The following is a 13,295-nucleotide window of genomic DNA, read 5'->3' on the forward strand; positions in this document are numbered from 1 at the left end:
TGCGTAGGCGCGGATCCGACGCTCAACGGCTGGCTAGAAGCAGGGCGACGAAGGCATCCGCGGCCGGCGAGCTTCGGCCGGTGGGTCTGAGTGCGGCGAACGGCGGGTGCGGCACCGGAGGGTCGAGCTCGATGACGCGGATCTCCGGCCCCGGACCTCGCGCCGCACTCGCGGCCAGGAGCGCGACACCGAGCCCGGCGGCGACGAACTCGCGGATCTGGGACGTCGTCGCCACCTCCGTGGTGACGGCCAGGGTCACGTTCGCCTCGTGTGCTGCCCGGTCGAGGATCCGGCGGAGCCCGCTCGTGGCCGGCAGGCAGACGAACTCGTGGCTGCTCGCCTCGGCCAGGTCTCGTGGTGGTGGCGAAAGACCGGGTGGGCAGGCGAGGACCACGGACTCCTCAGCGAGTACGTCGACCTGGTGGCGCGCCGCCCCTGGGTCCTCGACCGGTCCGAGGACGACGTCGAGCTGCGCGGAGTCCAGCGCGACGAGGAGCGGGTCGACGAGGTCGGTGTGGGTTCTCACGACCACGTGGGGATGGGCGCGGCGGAAGGCCGCGAGGGCGCCGGCCAGGTCGACGCCGCCCAACAGGGGGGTTGCTCCGATGTTGAGGCGGCCGGTCACGAGCCCGCGGAGGGCGTCGATGTCGGCATGGACGGCCGCGGCCTCGGTCAGGATCCTGCGCGCGCGCGCAACGAGAAGCTCGCCGGCTTCGGTGGTGGTCACTCCGCGGGGAGTGCGCACGAACAGCCGGACCCCGAGCTCGCGCTCGAGCTGGGCGATCTGGGTCGAGACCGCGGGCTGCGCCACGTGCAGCTCCCGCGCGGCACGGGTGAAGCCACCCAGCCGGGCCACCGCCTCGGCGTACGCCAGGGTCCGAAGCTCCACGGACGCCCCATCCTCCTAGGTTATGGGGGTCATCGTATCCATGTCTTTGACCGATGGGCCAGGGTCCCTGGAGCATGGGAGCGTGTCCACGACAACCCTTGATCGACGCCTGGCGGTGGCCGACTCCGTCCCGTGCTACCTCACCGGCCCGCTCGATGGCGACCACAGCTCCTCGGTCGTCGTCCTTCCCGAGCTCTTCGGGCTCACCCCGCACGTGCTGGCGGTCTGCGACCGGCTCGCCGATGCCGGGGCCGAGGTCGTCTGTCCCGACCTCTTCCATCGCACCCCCGGGGCGATGGTCCTTCCTGAGAGCGAGGCAGGTCGAGCCACCGGATTGGACGCGCTGGGGTCCCTCACGGCGGATCAGCTGGTCGAGGACGTGCGCGCGGCCGCCTCTCTGCTGTCCCGACCCGTCTCCGAGTGCGGCCTCCTCGGCCTGAGCGTCGGCGGGTACGCCGGCTTCCTCGCCGCCGTCGAGCTCCCGCTCGCTCGCATCGCCTTGGCGTATCCGGGATGGCTGACGTCGACGACCCCGCCCATCTCGTCGCGCCTCCGCGCGATCGACAGCCTCGGGAAGGTGGAAGGGGGCCTCCTGGTCGTGGTCGGCGGCGAGGACCGGCTGATCCAGCCCGAAGAGCAGGCGATGCTCCAGCGTGCGCTGACGACCGAGGGGCACGACACGCTCCTGCTGCCCGGCGTCGGCCACGGCTTCCTCTCACCGGCCCGCGAGGCGTACGACGCCGAAGCGGCCGACCGCGCCTGGCGGCGGATCCTCGCGCACCTCGACCTGGGCGGCTGACCTGCATGTGGGTGCGCCGGCCGAGTTCAGGCGGGGGTCCTCCGGCCGGCCAACTGATCGCGTCGGAAGCGAGCCGGCGTCTTGCCCACCTCGCCGCGAAAGACATGCGGCTTGACGCCGCCGGAGTCCAGACGGCGCCCGACGGGGCGGTCGAGGTCGACGGGCACCTGCGGACCTCCCAGCAGCACATCTTCGCCGTCGGCGACGTCAACGGGGGACCGCAGTTCACCTACATCGCGCTGGACGACGCCCGGATCGTGCTCGACCAGCTCCTCGGCGACGGGAAGCGCAGCACCGGCGACCGGGTGGCGGTGCCGCACACCCTCTTCGTGACACCACCACTCGCCACCGTCGGGCTCACTGAGACCGAGGCCCGGGCGCAGGGTCTCGACATCAAGGTGGCGCGCGAGAACGTCGCAGACATCGTCGCCATGCCGCGCGCGTACACGGTCGAGGAGACGCACGGCCTGATGAAGTTCGTCGTCGACCCCACGACGGACCGGATCCCCGGCGCAGCGCTGCACAGCATCGACGCCCAGGAGCTGATCAACACGGTGGCGCTGGCCATGCGGCACGGCATCACCGCGACCGAGCTGCAGAACTCCATCTACACCCACCCCAGCTCGACCGAGACGTTCAACGAGGTGTTCGGCAAGATCGTCGCGTGACGGTCGCGGGCCCAGGCCGGCGATCCCCGGCCTGGGCTGCTGCGGCAGGACCAGCTGAATGAGAGCAGCGAGAAGCGGTGCCAGAATCGTCCACGTGAGCGCCACTCCCCGCATCGTCGTCCAGCCGTACGACGAGCAGTGGCCGGCCGAGTTCGCCGCCGTAGAAGCTCTCCTGCATGACGCACTGGGCGAGGTGGTGGTCCGCATCGACCACATCGGCTCCACGTCGGTGCCCGGCCTCGCGGCCAAGGACATCATCGACGTCCAGGTCGGCGTTGCCGATCTCGACGACCCGCGCCTCGTGCCGGGCTTCGAGCAGCTCGGCGCCACGGCCACCGACATCACCACCGATCACGTGCCGCCGGGCGACCAGGGCGACCCCGCGGCGTGGGAGAAGCGCTACTTCCGCTGCCCAGCGTCGTGGCGGCCGGTCCACCTGCACGTCCGCGCGACCGGGCGGCCCAACCACCGCTACGCCCTGTTGTTCCGCGACTACCTGCGCCACTCGGCCCCCGCTGCCGCTGCCTACGCCCAGGTCAAGCTGGCCCTGGCCCGGCTGCACCCCGACGACGTCACCGCCTACTACGACGTGAAGGACCCTGTGTGCGACCTGGTGATGGACGCCGCCGAGCGCTGGGCGACCGACGTCGGATGGTCGCCGTAGCCGTGATGGGCGCCGACGAGCCGCAGCAGAGCACGCTCCCCGCCCTGTCGACCGATCGCCTCGAGCTTCGGCCAGTGGAGGAGGCTGATCTCGGGCTGCTCATCCAGCTCAACTCCGATCCTGCGGTGATGACCCATATCCGCGGCCGGGCCGCGACCATCACCGAGACCCGCGCAGAGTGGAGCCAGCGCCTCACCCGTCAGAGCAACCCGGCACGGGGCCTGGGCTACTGGCTCGGCTTCGAGGACGCGGAGTTCGTCGGGTGGTGGTCGGCGTCCTGGTTCGCACCACGGCCTGAGACATCCGGCATCGGCTACCGGCTGTGCACCGCCGGCTGGGGTCGAGGACTCGCTACCGAGGGCGCGCGCGCCATGGTCGGGCAGGCCTTCGCCGACCCAGGCATCGAGCGGGTCTTCGCCAGCACGAAGTCGGGGAACACCCGATCCCGGCGCGTGCTCGAGAAGCTCGCAATGACGCATACCGCCACGTGGACGAGGGCCGGTGACGATCGACTCCTGGACTCGGAGTACGACGAGGTCGGCTACGAGCTCAGCCGCGCCGACTGGCGCACTCAGCGTCGGCGAACGGCTCGAGCAGACCCTGGAGTGCCGGAATAGCCCGGCGTGCCCCCGGCATGCAGGCGGGAACCTCGGAGGCGGCTTCGCGAGCCGCGCTGCCGTGGCGTTCCCACCAGTCCTGGGTGCTGTTCCTGGGGGCCACGCGTCCTCCTCCGAAGGTGCTGACACCACTGAGGTGCCCGCGCGCTGCATCGGTGGACTGACGCTCTCCTTCCCCGGGACCCGAGCCTAGACCGTGCCGCCGACCCACTCGGTCGGATGGGGGTCGCGGTGGAAGGAGACGAAGACGAGATCGTCGCGGTCGGGCTGCAGCGGATCGAACAGCACCTGGACCCGACCGTCGCCGGGCATCGACGCGTGGTCCCGGGTACGACGGGTCACCCACCGCTCGACTCCCTGGATGTCGGCGTACTTCACCACGACGTCGGCACCGACCACGGCCACCAGGTGACCGGCCCGGAGACCAGCAGGCCGAAGGTCCCGATCATCCACAGCAGCCCGATCGTGGCCGCGCCCCAGTAGGTCGGCATCCGCTCGCGGTCGTCGAAGACGCTGTCGACCAGGATGTGGCGGTTCCGGTCCGACCCCTCAGGCCCCCGTGCGGCGTCGCTTGGACTTGCACTCAAGTGGGTGGCGCACCGATCGACGAGCGAACGGTAGGACCGTCTCGCGCCGGCGCCTCTGCGGGTCCCGGCCACGACCGGCGGGCCCGGATAGTGTCGCTGCCCGTGAGCGTCTACGAGCCCGGTTCGACGATCCAACGGTTCGAGGTGCTGCACCACCAGGTGTGGATGCAGAGTCCCGTGACCGTGGTCTCCGACGACGGAGAGACCCTTGGAGTCCGCCTGGACCCCGGCTCCCCGTTCACCTTCCCGCCGCATCCGTTCGGGCCGCACCCCTGGAGCTCGCAGTCCGCCTGGGGGGCGACCGTGGTGCTCCAGCTCCACCGGGCCAGCGATCACTACGCGGTCTGGAAGTTCTTCGACGCCGATGGCTCCTTCCTGCACTGGTACATCAACTTCGAGGCACCGATCGTGCGTGGGCCCGAGGGCTTCGAGACCGACGACCACGGCCTGGATCTGATCGTGCGTCCCGACGGCGGGCGAGAGTGGAAGGACGTGGCGGACCTGCACTGGCAGCGAGTCCAGGGGCGCATCGACCAGGACGACGTCGGCCGCGTCCTCGCCGCGGCCGCCGAGGTCACCGATCTGCTGGACTCGAACACCCGGTGGTGGAGTCGCTGGGACGGCTGGACCCCTTGAACAGGCGGAGCCACCAACCGGAGGGCTACGCCTGTCCCTTCTGCCGGATGCAGCGTGGAGTCTTCGACGAGCACAACCAGCCGGGCGACGTCGTCGGGGTCACCGAGTTGGCGTTCGCGCGCATCTCGCCGAAGTGGTGGCCGGCCAATCCGGGCGCGGCGCTGGTGATCCCGCGCGCTCACCACGAGAACGTCTACGACCTCCCCTCAGCAGCGGGGCACGCCGTGTGGGACCTGGTCCAGGAGGTGGCGGTCGCGATGCGCACGGCGTACTCGTGCGACGGCATCTCGATCCGGCAGCACAACGAGCCGGCGGGCGACCAGGATGTCTGGCACCTGCACGTCCACGTCTTCCCCCGGCACCATGGCGACGGTCTGTACGAGCGGCACCGTCACAGCAGGTGGGTCGACGGCCCGGAGCGCGCGCCGTACGCAGACGCCCTGGCAGCCGAGCTCGAGCTCCCGCGCACGCTCATCTGAGTGAGGATGGGCGCATGGACTTCCAGGAGATGCAGGCCAAGGCGCGTGCCGTGCGTGCGCAGTACGCCGACATGGAGGCGTCCAGGTACGGCCGCGCCTGGACGACCGAGGAGATCATGCTCGGGTTCCTCGGCGACGTCGGAGACCTCGCCAAGCTCGTGCAGGGCAAGGCCGGGGTGCGCCCGCGCGACGACCTCGACAGTGCGCTCGCCCACGAGCTCGCCGACTGCCTGTGGAGCGTCATCACCCTCGCTGACGCCTACGGCGTGGACCTCGAGTCCGCGTTCGGCGACACGATGGACTCGCTGAGCGAGCACCTCGGGGCGGCCCGGGACACCTTCTAGCCCGGGTCCAGGCCGGGGACCGGCCAGGCGGGGTCGGGCCGGAAACGCTCCCAGCCGTCGCAGAAGGGTGAGCCCCACTCGGCGACCAGGGCCTCCACCCTGGCCACGTCCCTCGTGATCGACTCCGCGGCGGCCGCGTCGAAGACGCCCTGCGCCACAGCCAGCGCGAGCTCGTCCTCATCCTTGCGAACCAGGGAGCGATCCGGCGCGACGACCAGATCGAGAACGTGGTCGCTGGTGTAGACCGCGTGCTCGTCGCGGACGTGGGGCCTCTCGAGGTTGACGTACCAACCCGCGAACGCCGCTGTGGCCTCGCTGAAGAAGACCCACACCGACCAGGGCCGCCCCGTGGGCGCGATCCGCAGCTGGTGGAAGTCGGCGTGGACTCCGCGGTCCTGCACCAGCCCTGCGGTGAAGAGCGTGATCGGGTCGTCCCGCTTGCCCAGCCCGTCGGCCCGCGCGGCACGCAGCACCGGCGTCCCGGTCGGCAGCCACACGACCAGGGCGTCGGCGTCGTCGCGCACCACGGTCACCGGCTGGGCGAAGTGCGGCACCGAGGGGTCGACGACGGTCGCGCCCGTGCCGAGCGGCCCGTCGCCCTCCCGCCACATGACGTGCGTGCCGGCGGGCCAGTACGGCGGACTGCCCGACGGCCGCTGCGAGCGCTCATGCACGCGCTCGAATCTAGGCGATCCGGTGCCGAGGTCCTTGTTCCGCCGGGAGTGCAGATTGTTGACATGCTGACAGTCCGCGTGCCAACATCCCGCCCATGACGGAGATCAGCACGCCCCGGAGCACCGCCCAGTTTCAGGGAATCCAGCGCAGCCTGCAGCGCGCCTGGATCAAGGGAGCGGGCTTCACCGACGAGGAGCTCGCCCGCCCGCTGGTCCTCATCGCGAACACCTATCAGGACTTCTCGCCGGAGAACGCGCACCTGCGCACCCTCGCCGACGCCGTCAAGGCGGGCGTGCGGATGGCCGGCGGGACCCCGCTGGAGTTCAACACCTTCCACGTCACCGACAGCGAGGCCTTCGCGGCGCGCAGCATGCGCTACGTGCTGCCCAGCCGCGACGTCGTCGCCGACTCGGTCGAGCTGATGGCCGAGGGCCACGGCGTCGACGCACTGGTGCTGCTCACCGGCGGCGACAAGCCGACGCCCGGCATGATGATGGCCGCGGCCCGGCTCAACCTGCCGTCCATCCTGCTCTACTGCGGCCCGACGAAGTACGGGGAGTACCGCGGCAAGAAGCTCTTCCTCGAGACGGTGTACGACGGCGTCGGCGAGGCCGTCCGTGGTGCCCTCTCCGAGGAAGAGCTCCGCGAGTGGGAGGACCGGCTCTTCCCCGGCAACGGCGCGGGCGACACGATGACCTCGGGCAACACCGCGGGCATCTACACCGAGGCGCTGGGGATGTCCCTGCCCGGCAGCGGCACCCTGGCCGGTGGCACGAACGCCCAGATCCGGGCGGCGAAGTACACCGGCATGCGGATCCTCGACCTGATCCGCGACGACGTCCGCCCGAGCGACATCCTGACCCGCGAGGCCTTCGAGAACGCCCTGCGGGTGTCCCTGGCGGTCTCCGGCTCGACGAACCTGGTCCTCCACTTCATCGCGATGGCGAAGGAGGCGGGCATCGAGCTGGGCTTCGAGGACATCGACCGCCTCGGCCGCGACACCCCGACCCTGGCCAAGATCGCGCCGTCGGGCCCCTGGGGCGTCACCGAGCTCGGCGAGGCCGGCGGCGTGCCGGCCGTCCTCAAGGAGCTCGGCGACCTGATCCACCCCTCGACGATCACCGTCTCCGGCAAGACCACCGGGGAGATCGCGGAGGCTGCCGAGAACCTCAACCCGGAGCTGCTGAAGTCGCCCGACACCGCGCACGCCCCCGAGGGGGCGATCTTCATCCTCCGCGGCACCCTGGCGCCCGACGGCGCCGTGGTCAAGGCCTCCGGGGTCGCGCCCTCGATGTGGAGCTTCCAGGGAACGGCACGGGTCTTCGACAACGAGGAGGGCGCCATCGAGGCGACCCTGGCGGGCGAGATCCAGCCCGGCACGGCCATCATCATCCGCTACGAGGGACCCAAGGGTGGGCCGGGCATGCGCGAGATGCTCGGCGCGACCTCGGCGGTCATCGGCATGGGCCTGTCCGAGTCGGTCGCCCTGATCACCGACGGGCGCTTCTCCGGCGCCTCGCACGGCCCGGCCATCGGGTACGTCGGCCCCGAGGCGGCCAGCGGCGGTCCGATCGGGCTGGTGGAGGACGGCGACACGATCATCATCGACCTGCCCGAACGTCGGCTCGACCTGGAGGTCAGCGCCGACGAGCTGGAGCGGCGCCGGGCGGCGTACGTCGCGCCCGAGCCCAACGTCACCCGCGGCTACCTGAAGTTCTACGCCGACAACGTGGCGCCGGCCTGCGAGGGCGCTGTCCTGCCGCGCTGACTCACGGCGTCAGCACGTCGGCTGCTGCTCAGCCCTCGTCGGCCTGGGGATCGGTCAGCAGGTCGACCGCGGTCTGCATGTGGCGCAGGATGAGCTGCTTGACGACGTCGGTATCGCCCTCGCGCATGGCGTTGACGATGTCGACGTGCTCCTGGACGGCGGCCATCGGCTGGGTGTAGCGGCCCTCGAGCTGCGTCATGCAGATCCGGGACTCGACCAGCAGGGTCCGCTGGATGCGCAGGAGCCGGACGCTGCCCGACTCCTCGACGAGGGCGGAGTGGAACTCCAGGTCGGCGTTGGTGAGCGCGGTCTTGTCTCCGGCCCGCGCCGCCTCCTGCATCACGGCGTAGCAGTCGCTGAGCCGCTGGATCGCGCGATCCGCGCCGCCGGCGAGGAGACGCTCGGCCGCGGCGCACTCGATCGCCGAGCGGGCGCCGTAGATGTCCTGGATGTCCGCCTGGTCGAAGGCCACCACGAAGACGCCTCGGTTGCGGGCCCGGGTCAGCAGGCCCTCCTGCATGAGCCGCTGCATGGCCTCCCGGATCGGCCCGCGACTGACACCGAAGCGGCTGGCGAGCTCGGCCTCGCTGAGCTGCTCGTCGGCGACCAGTCGCCCGTGGAGCACGGCGCTGCGCAGCTGCTCGGCGATCTGCTCTGCGGTCGACCGCAGGTCGATGTGCGTCAACTCGCCGTCGCTCGGTGAGTTCATCAGGCTCATGACCGTCTTCCTAGCTCGTCCTCCGAAGGAAGCACCAGTCTGCCATTCACGAAGGACGGCGGTGTCGGTTCCCCGCGCGTGACCAGGCGGTCCCGGTCGTCCAGCTCGTTCCAGAGGGGCTCGCTGACCCAGAGCTCGGCAGCGGCGAGGGTGTTGCGGATCCAGGCGATGCGAGCGGCCTCCGGGTCGCGCTTCCCCAGGCTGTGGAGGGCGATGCCGATCGCGTCCTCGTCGTCCTCGGCGACCAGGGGCAGTCGCGCCCCTTCCAGCATCCGCGCCGCCACCTCGTTCGTGTACGTCGACCGCCAGTCGATCCCGTCGGCGAGTCGGCGGGTCACGATGTCGGCCATCCCGACGCCGCACGCGTTGCCGTGGGTCTCGTGGGTGAGCTCGAGCGTCACCACCCGGCCGACGGAGGCGTCGGAGGGAGTGGGGCGGTAGTAGCGGCCGGTGATGTTGGGGTCCATCCCGGTGCCGGAGATGTTCTTCCCGAGCTCCTGCACGATCAGGATGTCGGCCTCGGCGAACGGAAGACGGGGCATCAGCGACCTCGCCTCGACCAGGAGCTCGACCTCGCGCTCGAGCAGCTCACCGGGTCCGAGCACCTCGACCATCGCGACCTGGTCGTAGGCGTCCTCGACGACCGCGACGCTGAGGGGGACGGCGACAGCTCCCAGCACGAACGTCCCGACCGCCTCGACAGCGGCGCTGAACTCCGCCGGCGGCACCCGGTGGAGCGAGTCGGCGCCCGCGTGCTGGCCGAGTCCGACCGCCAGCATCTTCAGGACGCCGCTCTCGACCCGGCCCCGGAAGTCGGTGTGCGGCTTGACCCGGGCGACCGGGATCACCGCGTCGACCTCGCGGACGACGTACCGCGAGAGGTGGACGTCGATCCCCTCGACGGTGCCCACGAGCTCGGTGCCGGCATCGGCGCGCACCGGGCAGCCCATGCTCGCCTCGGACACCCCGAGCGCCGCCAGCACCTCGAGCTGCCCGGCCGGCGTACCGCCGCCGTGGCTGCCCATCGCGGGTACGACGACCGGCGACGCGCCCCGCTCGCGCACGAAGTCCGCGACGGCACGGACCAGGCCCGGCAGCCCGGAGATGCCGCGGCTGCCCACCGCGATGGCGACCGTCGCCCCCGGCCAGATCCCCCCGGCTCCCTCGGTCCCTTCGAAGTGGTGAGCGCGGAGCCGCTCGCGCAGGGTGCCGGCCGGGTCGGCCAGGCCGAGCCGTGGGAACTGGGTGCTCACCCTGCGCCAGGGCGCCATCCGGGCGCAGAGCGCGGCGCTCTCGGCCAGGACCGGCCCGGTCACAGCTCCACTGGTGCCCACGGCGACGCCTCGATTCCCCGTCGATATTGCCTGTCGATTCCGTGCGGTGTCGCCGCAGCGTAGACCGGTCACGGTGACACGTCGACTGTCAGAAGACTACTTGTCAACAATCCTACTTAGTTGTAGCGTCGGCTCACCCACGGGGATCTGCGAGCCCGCACGCCCCGACTGGAAGGGATGTTTCCGATGTCCATGGCTGATGAGGAACTCGCACCCGGCACGACCCCCGTCCTCAAGAAGGGCTTCACCTTCGGCTCGGCGCTCGCCCTCGCGTTCGCCGACATCTCCCCCATCGTGGCTCTCTACACGGTGTTCGCACTGGGCCTGTTCGCGGTCGGCCCGGCCTTCTTCTGGGCACTCCCCGTCGTCCTGCTGGGTCAGCTGCTGGTCGCGGTCTGCTTCGGCGAGATGGCGTCGCGGTACCCGTTCGCCGGCAGCGTCTACCAGTGGGCGCGGCACATCCAGGGCAGCGGCGCCGGCTGGTTCGCCGGCTGGGCCTACATGTGGGGCCTCACGGCGGCGCTGGCCACCTGCACCGTCGCCGGTGCCGGGTTCTTCTTCGAGCTGATCGGAGTGGAGGCCTCGACGACCGAGGTCGCCGCCGGCGCGATCGTCATCGTGATCGCCGGAAGCATCTGCAACATGGTCGGCCGCTCGGTGCTCCGCACGATGGTGGGCCTGAGCATCGTCGCCGAGATCATCGGCTCGGTGGGCCTCTCGATCATCCTGCTGACCAAGTACCGGGTGAACCCCTTCAGCACCCTCTTCGACGGCATCGGCTCGAGCGGCCCCGAGGCGCTGTGGCAGGGAGGGGCGATGCTCACCGCGGTCGCCTTCGTCGGCTACTCGTTCCTGGGCTTCGAGGCGGCCGGATCCATCGCCGAAGAGGTCAAGGACCCGGCGCGCGAGGTGCCCAAGGCGATGTTCTACTCGCTGCTCGGTGTGGGCGTCGTGGTGATCCTCTCCTGCTTCGCCCTCCTGCTCGCCGTGCCCGACATCCACCAGGTCGTGGCCGACGGTTCCGCCGACCCCCTCGCGCTGACGCTGCACTTCCACATGGGCGACGGCTTCGCCCGCGCGTTCCTGGCGCTGATCGTGATCGGCTTCGCCTCCTCGTTCCTTGCGGTCCAGGCGGCGGTCTCCCGCTGCATCTGGGGTACGGCGCGCGACCGGGGCCTGGTCGGCAACGCGTGGCTCGTCAAGCTCCGCGGGGCGGAGCGGCTTCCCGTCAACGCGATCCTGCTGACGACCATCGTCGCCATCGTGCTGATCCTGCTGTCCGGGTCGGAGCTCTACCGGGTCCTGGTCAACTTCACCTCGATCGGTTTCTACATCTCCTTCGGCATCCCCGTGTGGTGCCTGGCGATCGCCCGCTGGAAGGGCGTCTGGGTTCCCGGTCCCTTCACCACCGGCCGGTGGGGTGGGCTGATCGCATCGATCGCCGCCGCCTGGGTGCTCTTCCAGTCGATCAACATCGCCTGGCCCAGGGACATCGTGGGCCAGCCGTGGTACATCGACTGGAGCATGCTCCTCACCACGGTCATCCTGGGTGCCGTCGGCGCCGTGATCTACGCCAGGGTCGCGCCGCAGATGGACCGGCCGGTCGGCGAGCGGCTCGCCGACGAGCACACCAGAGGGGAAGCCTCGGCGTGACCGACGACCGAATCGCAGTCGTGACCGGTGCCGCGAGCGGCATCGGGAAGGCGACGGGGGAGCACCTCACCGAGCTGGGCTGGCGCGTCGTCGGGGTCGACCTGCGGGAGTCCCCGTTCGAGAGGTCCGTGACGCTGGACGTGACCGACCGCGAGAAGTACCGCGCGGAAGTCCAGGCCATCGAGCTCGAGATGGGCCCCATCAGCCTGCTGGCCAGCGCGGCCGGCTATGACCTGGAGATGCCCATCGAGGACATCGACCCCGACACCTGGGACCGCATGTTCGAGGTCCTGCTCGGGGGGAGCATCAACGGGTGCGCAGCCGTCCTCCCCCACATGAAGGCGCGTGGCGCCGGGTCGATCGTGATCGTGAGCTCCGAGCTCGGCATCGCCGGGGAGGAGCTGTACGCCGCGTACGCGTCCGCCAAGGGGGCGGTCAACGGCTTCGTCAAGGCCCTCGCGCTGGAGGCGATCGAGTACGGCGTCCACGTCAACGCGGTGGCACCCGGGCCGACAGACACCCCCCTGGTGGACGGCAGCCAGTGGCGGGACCCGGAGTACCTCGCGACCCTGCCGCTGGGTCGGCTGGTCCGGCCCGAGGACATCGCGGGCACGATCGCACTGCTCGCCGACCAGGACGCCTACTTCGTCGGCGAGATCCTGTCCCCCAACGCAGGCGCGGTGATCTGAGTGGGAACCCTCGAGAGCCAGCGGATCATCGTCACGGGCGCAGCCCAAGGACTGGGCCGCGGAGTGGTCGAGGCCCTGCACCAGCAGGGCGCTCGCGTGTTCGCCACCGACCTGCCGGGGCACCCGGCCCTGGCGGAGCTCGCGAACGGCGAGGCCGAAGCCGCCCACGGCGCCGACCTGGCCGAGCCCGGAGCGCCCGCCCAGGTCGTGGCGGCCGCGCTGGAGTCTCTCGGCGGGGTGGACGGCCTCGTCGTCTGTCACGCCTATATGGCCATGAGCCCGTTCCTGGAGCAGGACCCGGCGACCTGGTGGAAGCACCTGGACATCAACCTGCGGGCCACCTTCCAGCTGACGCAGGCCGTGCTGCCCACCATGCGGCAGGCCGGCGGCGGCCGGATCGTGTTCATCGGCTCCGAGGCCGGCTCGGTCGGCATGCGGGACGCCACGGCGTACTCCGCCTCCAAGGCCGGCCTGGCGACCCTGGCCAAGACCATGGCCCGAGAGCTGGGCCCGCTCGGCATCATCACCAACGTCGTCGCCCCCTCCTACATCGACACCCCCCAGCTGCAGGTCGACGCCGGCCACGCCGGGGTGCCGGTGGAGGAGCTGAAGCGCCAGGTGGCGGCGGGCATCCCCATCGGGCGGGTGGCTGCACCCGCCGAGATCGCCAAGTCGGTGGTCTACCTCCTGGGGCCCTACGGCGGCTCGATCATCGGGCAGGTCATCAACGCCAACGGCGGATCCTTCCGTGGGCGCGTCTAGAGAGAAACGGAAT

General features: G+C 70.8%; 17 protein-coding genes. 11 read left to right on the top strand and 6 right to left on the bottom strand.

Features of this window, described 5'->3' with window-relative positions; all coding sequences use genetic code 11:
* Positions 1–22 precede the first annotated feature (22 nt).
* Positions 23–889 (bottom strand): LysR family transcriptional regulator, encoded by an 867-nt coding sequence (locus ACP7BP_RS20275; RefSeq protein WP_426247340.1) that lies wholly within the window; start codon positions 887–889, stop codon positions 23–25.
* Positions 890–971: 82 nt separating this feature from the next.
* On the opposite strand from ACP7BP_RS20275, the gene ACP7BP_RS20280 reads away from it, so the two are divergent.
* From ACP7BP_RS20280 to ACP7BP_RS20295, 4 genes are all read left to right on the top strand, one after another.
* Complete coding sequence (locus ACP7BP_RS20280; protein ID WP_426247342.1) at positions 972–1,688, top strand: dienelactone hydrolase family protein; 717 nt, start codon at positions 972–974, stop codon at positions 1,686–1,688.
* A gap of 104 nt (positions 1,689–1,792) precedes the next feature.
* Complete coding sequence (locus ACP7BP_RS20285) at positions 1,793–2,356, top strand: FAD-dependent oxidoreductase (RefSeq protein WP_426247344.1); 564 nt, start codon at positions 1,793–1,795, stop codon at positions 2,354–2,356.
* A 94-nt stretch (positions 2,357–2,450) separates the two neighbouring features.
* On the top strand, positions 2,451–3,020 hold the full coding sequence (locus tag ACP7BP_RS20290) for a GrpB family protein (RefSeq protein WP_426247345.1): 570 nt from the start codon (positions 2,451–2,453) through the stop codon (positions 3,018–3,020).
* Positions 3,008–3,637, top strand: coding sequence for a GNAT family N-acetyltransferase (locus ACP7BP_RS20295; protein WP_426247347.1), 630 nt, complete (start codon positions 3,008–3,010; stop codon positions 3,635–3,637). The genes ACP7BP_RS20290 and ACP7BP_RS20295 overlap by 13 nt, the downstream gene beginning before the upstream one ends.
* A gap of 189 nt (positions 3,638–3,826) precedes the next feature.
* Here the strand turns inward: ACP7BP_RS20295 and ACP7BP_RS20300 are convergent, their stop codons facing one another.
* Complete coding sequence (locus ACP7BP_RS20300; RefSeq protein WP_426247349.1) at positions 3,827–4,036, bottom strand: hypothetical protein; 210 nt, start codon at positions 4,034–4,036, stop codon at positions 3,827–3,829.
* The gene (locus tag ACP7BP_RS20305; RefSeq protein WP_426247351.1) at positions 4,012–4,224 is read right to left on the bottom strand and encodes a hypothetical protein; all 213 of its coding nucleotides are present in this window, start codon (positions 4,222–4,224) and stop codon (positions 4,012–4,014) included. Before ACP7BP_RS20305 ends, ACP7BP_RS20300 begins: the two co-directional genes overlap by 25 nt.
* Before the next feature lie 102 nt (positions 4,225–4,326).
* Here ACP7BP_RS20305 and ACP7BP_RS20310 point away from each other — a divergent pair, with 102 nt between their 5' ends.
* Genes ACP7BP_RS20310 through ACP7BP_RS20320 form a run of 3 tightly spaced genes read left to right on the top strand, consistent with a single transcriptional unit; the run spans position 4,327 to position 5,683 of the window.
* On the top strand, positions 4,327–4,860 hold the full coding sequence (locus ACP7BP_RS20310) for a DUF402 domain-containing protein (protein ID WP_426247353.1): 534 nt from the start codon (positions 4,327–4,329) through the stop codon (positions 4,858–4,860).
* A 47-nt stretch (positions 4,861–4,907) separates the two neighbouring features.
* Positions 4,908–5,339, top strand: a complete 432-nt coding sequence (locus tag ACP7BP_RS20315; protein ID WP_426247355.1) for an HIT family protein — start codon at positions 4,908–4,910, stop codon at positions 5,337–5,339.
* 14 nt (positions 5,340–5,353) lie between these two features.
* Positions 5,354–5,683 carry a MazG nucleotide pyrophosphohydrolase domain-containing protein gene (locus ACP7BP_RS20320; protein WP_426247357.1) on the top strand — a complete coding sequence of 110 codons (330 nt, stop codon included), beginning with the start codon at positions 5,354–5,356 and terminating at the stop codon, positions 5,681–5,683.
* On the opposite strand, the gene ACP7BP_RS20325 is transcribed toward ACP7BP_RS20320, so the two are convergent.
* On the bottom strand, positions 5,680–6,357 hold the full coding sequence (locus tag ACP7BP_RS20325; RefSeq protein WP_426247359.1) for a DUF402 domain-containing protein: 678 nt from the start codon (positions 6,355–6,357) through the stop codon (positions 5,680–5,682). The two genes, ACP7BP_RS20320 and ACP7BP_RS20325, sit on opposite strands and share 4 nt — an antisense overlap.
* Before the next feature lie 95 nt (positions 6,358–6,452).
* On the opposite strand from ACP7BP_RS20325, the gene ACP7BP_RS20330 reads away from it, so the two are divergent.
* The gene (locus ACP7BP_RS20330; protein ID WP_426247361.1) at positions 6,453–8,126 is read left to right on the top strand and encodes a dihydroxy-acid dehydratase; all 1,674 of its coding nucleotides are present in this window, start codon (positions 6,453–6,455) and stop codon (positions 8,124–8,126) included.
* A 28-nt stretch (positions 8,127–8,154) separates the two neighbouring features.
* On the opposite strand, the gene ACP7BP_RS20335 is transcribed toward ACP7BP_RS20330, so the two are convergent.
* Positions 8,155–8,844, bottom strand: a complete 690-nt coding sequence (locus ACP7BP_RS20335) for a GntR family transcriptional regulator (RefSeq protein WP_426247362.1) — start codon at positions 8,842–8,844, stop codon at positions 8,155–8,157.
* On the bottom strand, positions 8,841–10,178 hold the full coding sequence (locus ACP7BP_RS20340) for a DUF2088 domain-containing protein (RefSeq protein ID WP_426247364.1): 1,338 nt from the start codon (positions 10,176–10,178) through the stop codon (positions 8,841–8,843). The genes ACP7BP_RS20335 and ACP7BP_RS20340 overlap by 4 nt, the downstream gene beginning before the upstream one ends.
* Before the next feature lie 192 nt (positions 10,179–10,370).
* On the opposite strand from ACP7BP_RS20340, the gene ACP7BP_RS20345 reads away from it, so the two are divergent.
* Genes ACP7BP_RS20345 through ACP7BP_RS20355 form a run of 3 tightly spaced genes read left to right on the top strand, consistent with a single transcriptional unit; the run spans position 10,371 to position 13,282 of the window.
* Positions 10,371–11,831, top strand: a complete 1,461-nt coding sequence (locus ACP7BP_RS20345) for an APC family permease (protein ID WP_426247365.1) — start codon at positions 10,371–10,373, stop codon at positions 11,829–11,831.
* Positions 11,828–12,520 (top strand): SDR family NAD(P)-dependent oxidoreductase, encoded by a 693-nt coding sequence (locus tag ACP7BP_RS20350; RefSeq protein ID WP_426247367.1) that lies wholly within the window; start codon positions 11,828–11,830, stop codon positions 12,518–12,520. Before ACP7BP_RS20345 ends, ACP7BP_RS20350 begins: the two co-directional genes overlap by 4 nt.
* A complete protein-coding gene (locus ACP7BP_RS20355) occupies positions 12,521–13,282 on the top strand; it encodes an SDR family NAD(P)-dependent oxidoreductase (RefSeq protein WP_426247369.1) in 762 nt (253 codons plus the stop codon). It begins immediately after the preceding gene.
* Positions 13,283–13,295: the final 13 nt, after the last annotated feature.

The organism is Nocardioides sp. LHG3406-4, assembly GCF_049897745.1.
GTDB lineage: Bacteria > Actinomycetota > Actinomycetes > Propionibacteriales > Nocardioidaceae > Nocardioides.

Excerpts from the sequence above, each read along its gene's own strand:
- ACP7BP_RS20285 (WP_426247344.1), top strand. The coding sequence starts at position 1,793 with ATGCGGCTTGACGCCGCCGGAGTCCAGACGGCGCCCGACGGGGCGGTC.
- ACP7BP_RS20295 (WP_426247347.1), top strand. The coding sequence starts at position 3,008 with ATGGTCGCCGTAGCCGTGATGGGCGCCGACGAGCCGCAGCAGAGCACG.
- ACP7BP_RS20315 (WP_426247355.1), top strand. The coding sequence starts at position 4,908 with ATGCAGCGTGGAGTCTTCGACGAGCACAACCAGCCGGGCGACGTCGTC.
- ACP7BP_RS20320 (WP_426247357.1), top strand. The coding sequence starts at position 5,354 with ATGGACTTCCAGGAGATGCAGGCCAAGGCGCGTGCCGTGCGTGCGCAG.
- ACP7BP_RS20330 (WP_426247361.1), top strand. The coding sequence starts at position 6,453 with ATGACGGAGATCAGCACGCCCCGGAGCACCGCCCAGTTTCAGGGAATC.
- ACP7BP_RS20335 (WP_426247362.1), bottom strand. The coding sequence starts at position 8,844 with ATGAGCCTGATGAACTCACCGAGCGACGGCGAGTTGACGCACATCGAC.
- ACP7BP_RS20345 (WP_426247365.1), top strand. The coding sequence starts at position 10,371 with ATGGCTGATGAGGAACTCGCACCCGGCACGACCCCCGTCCTCAAGAAG.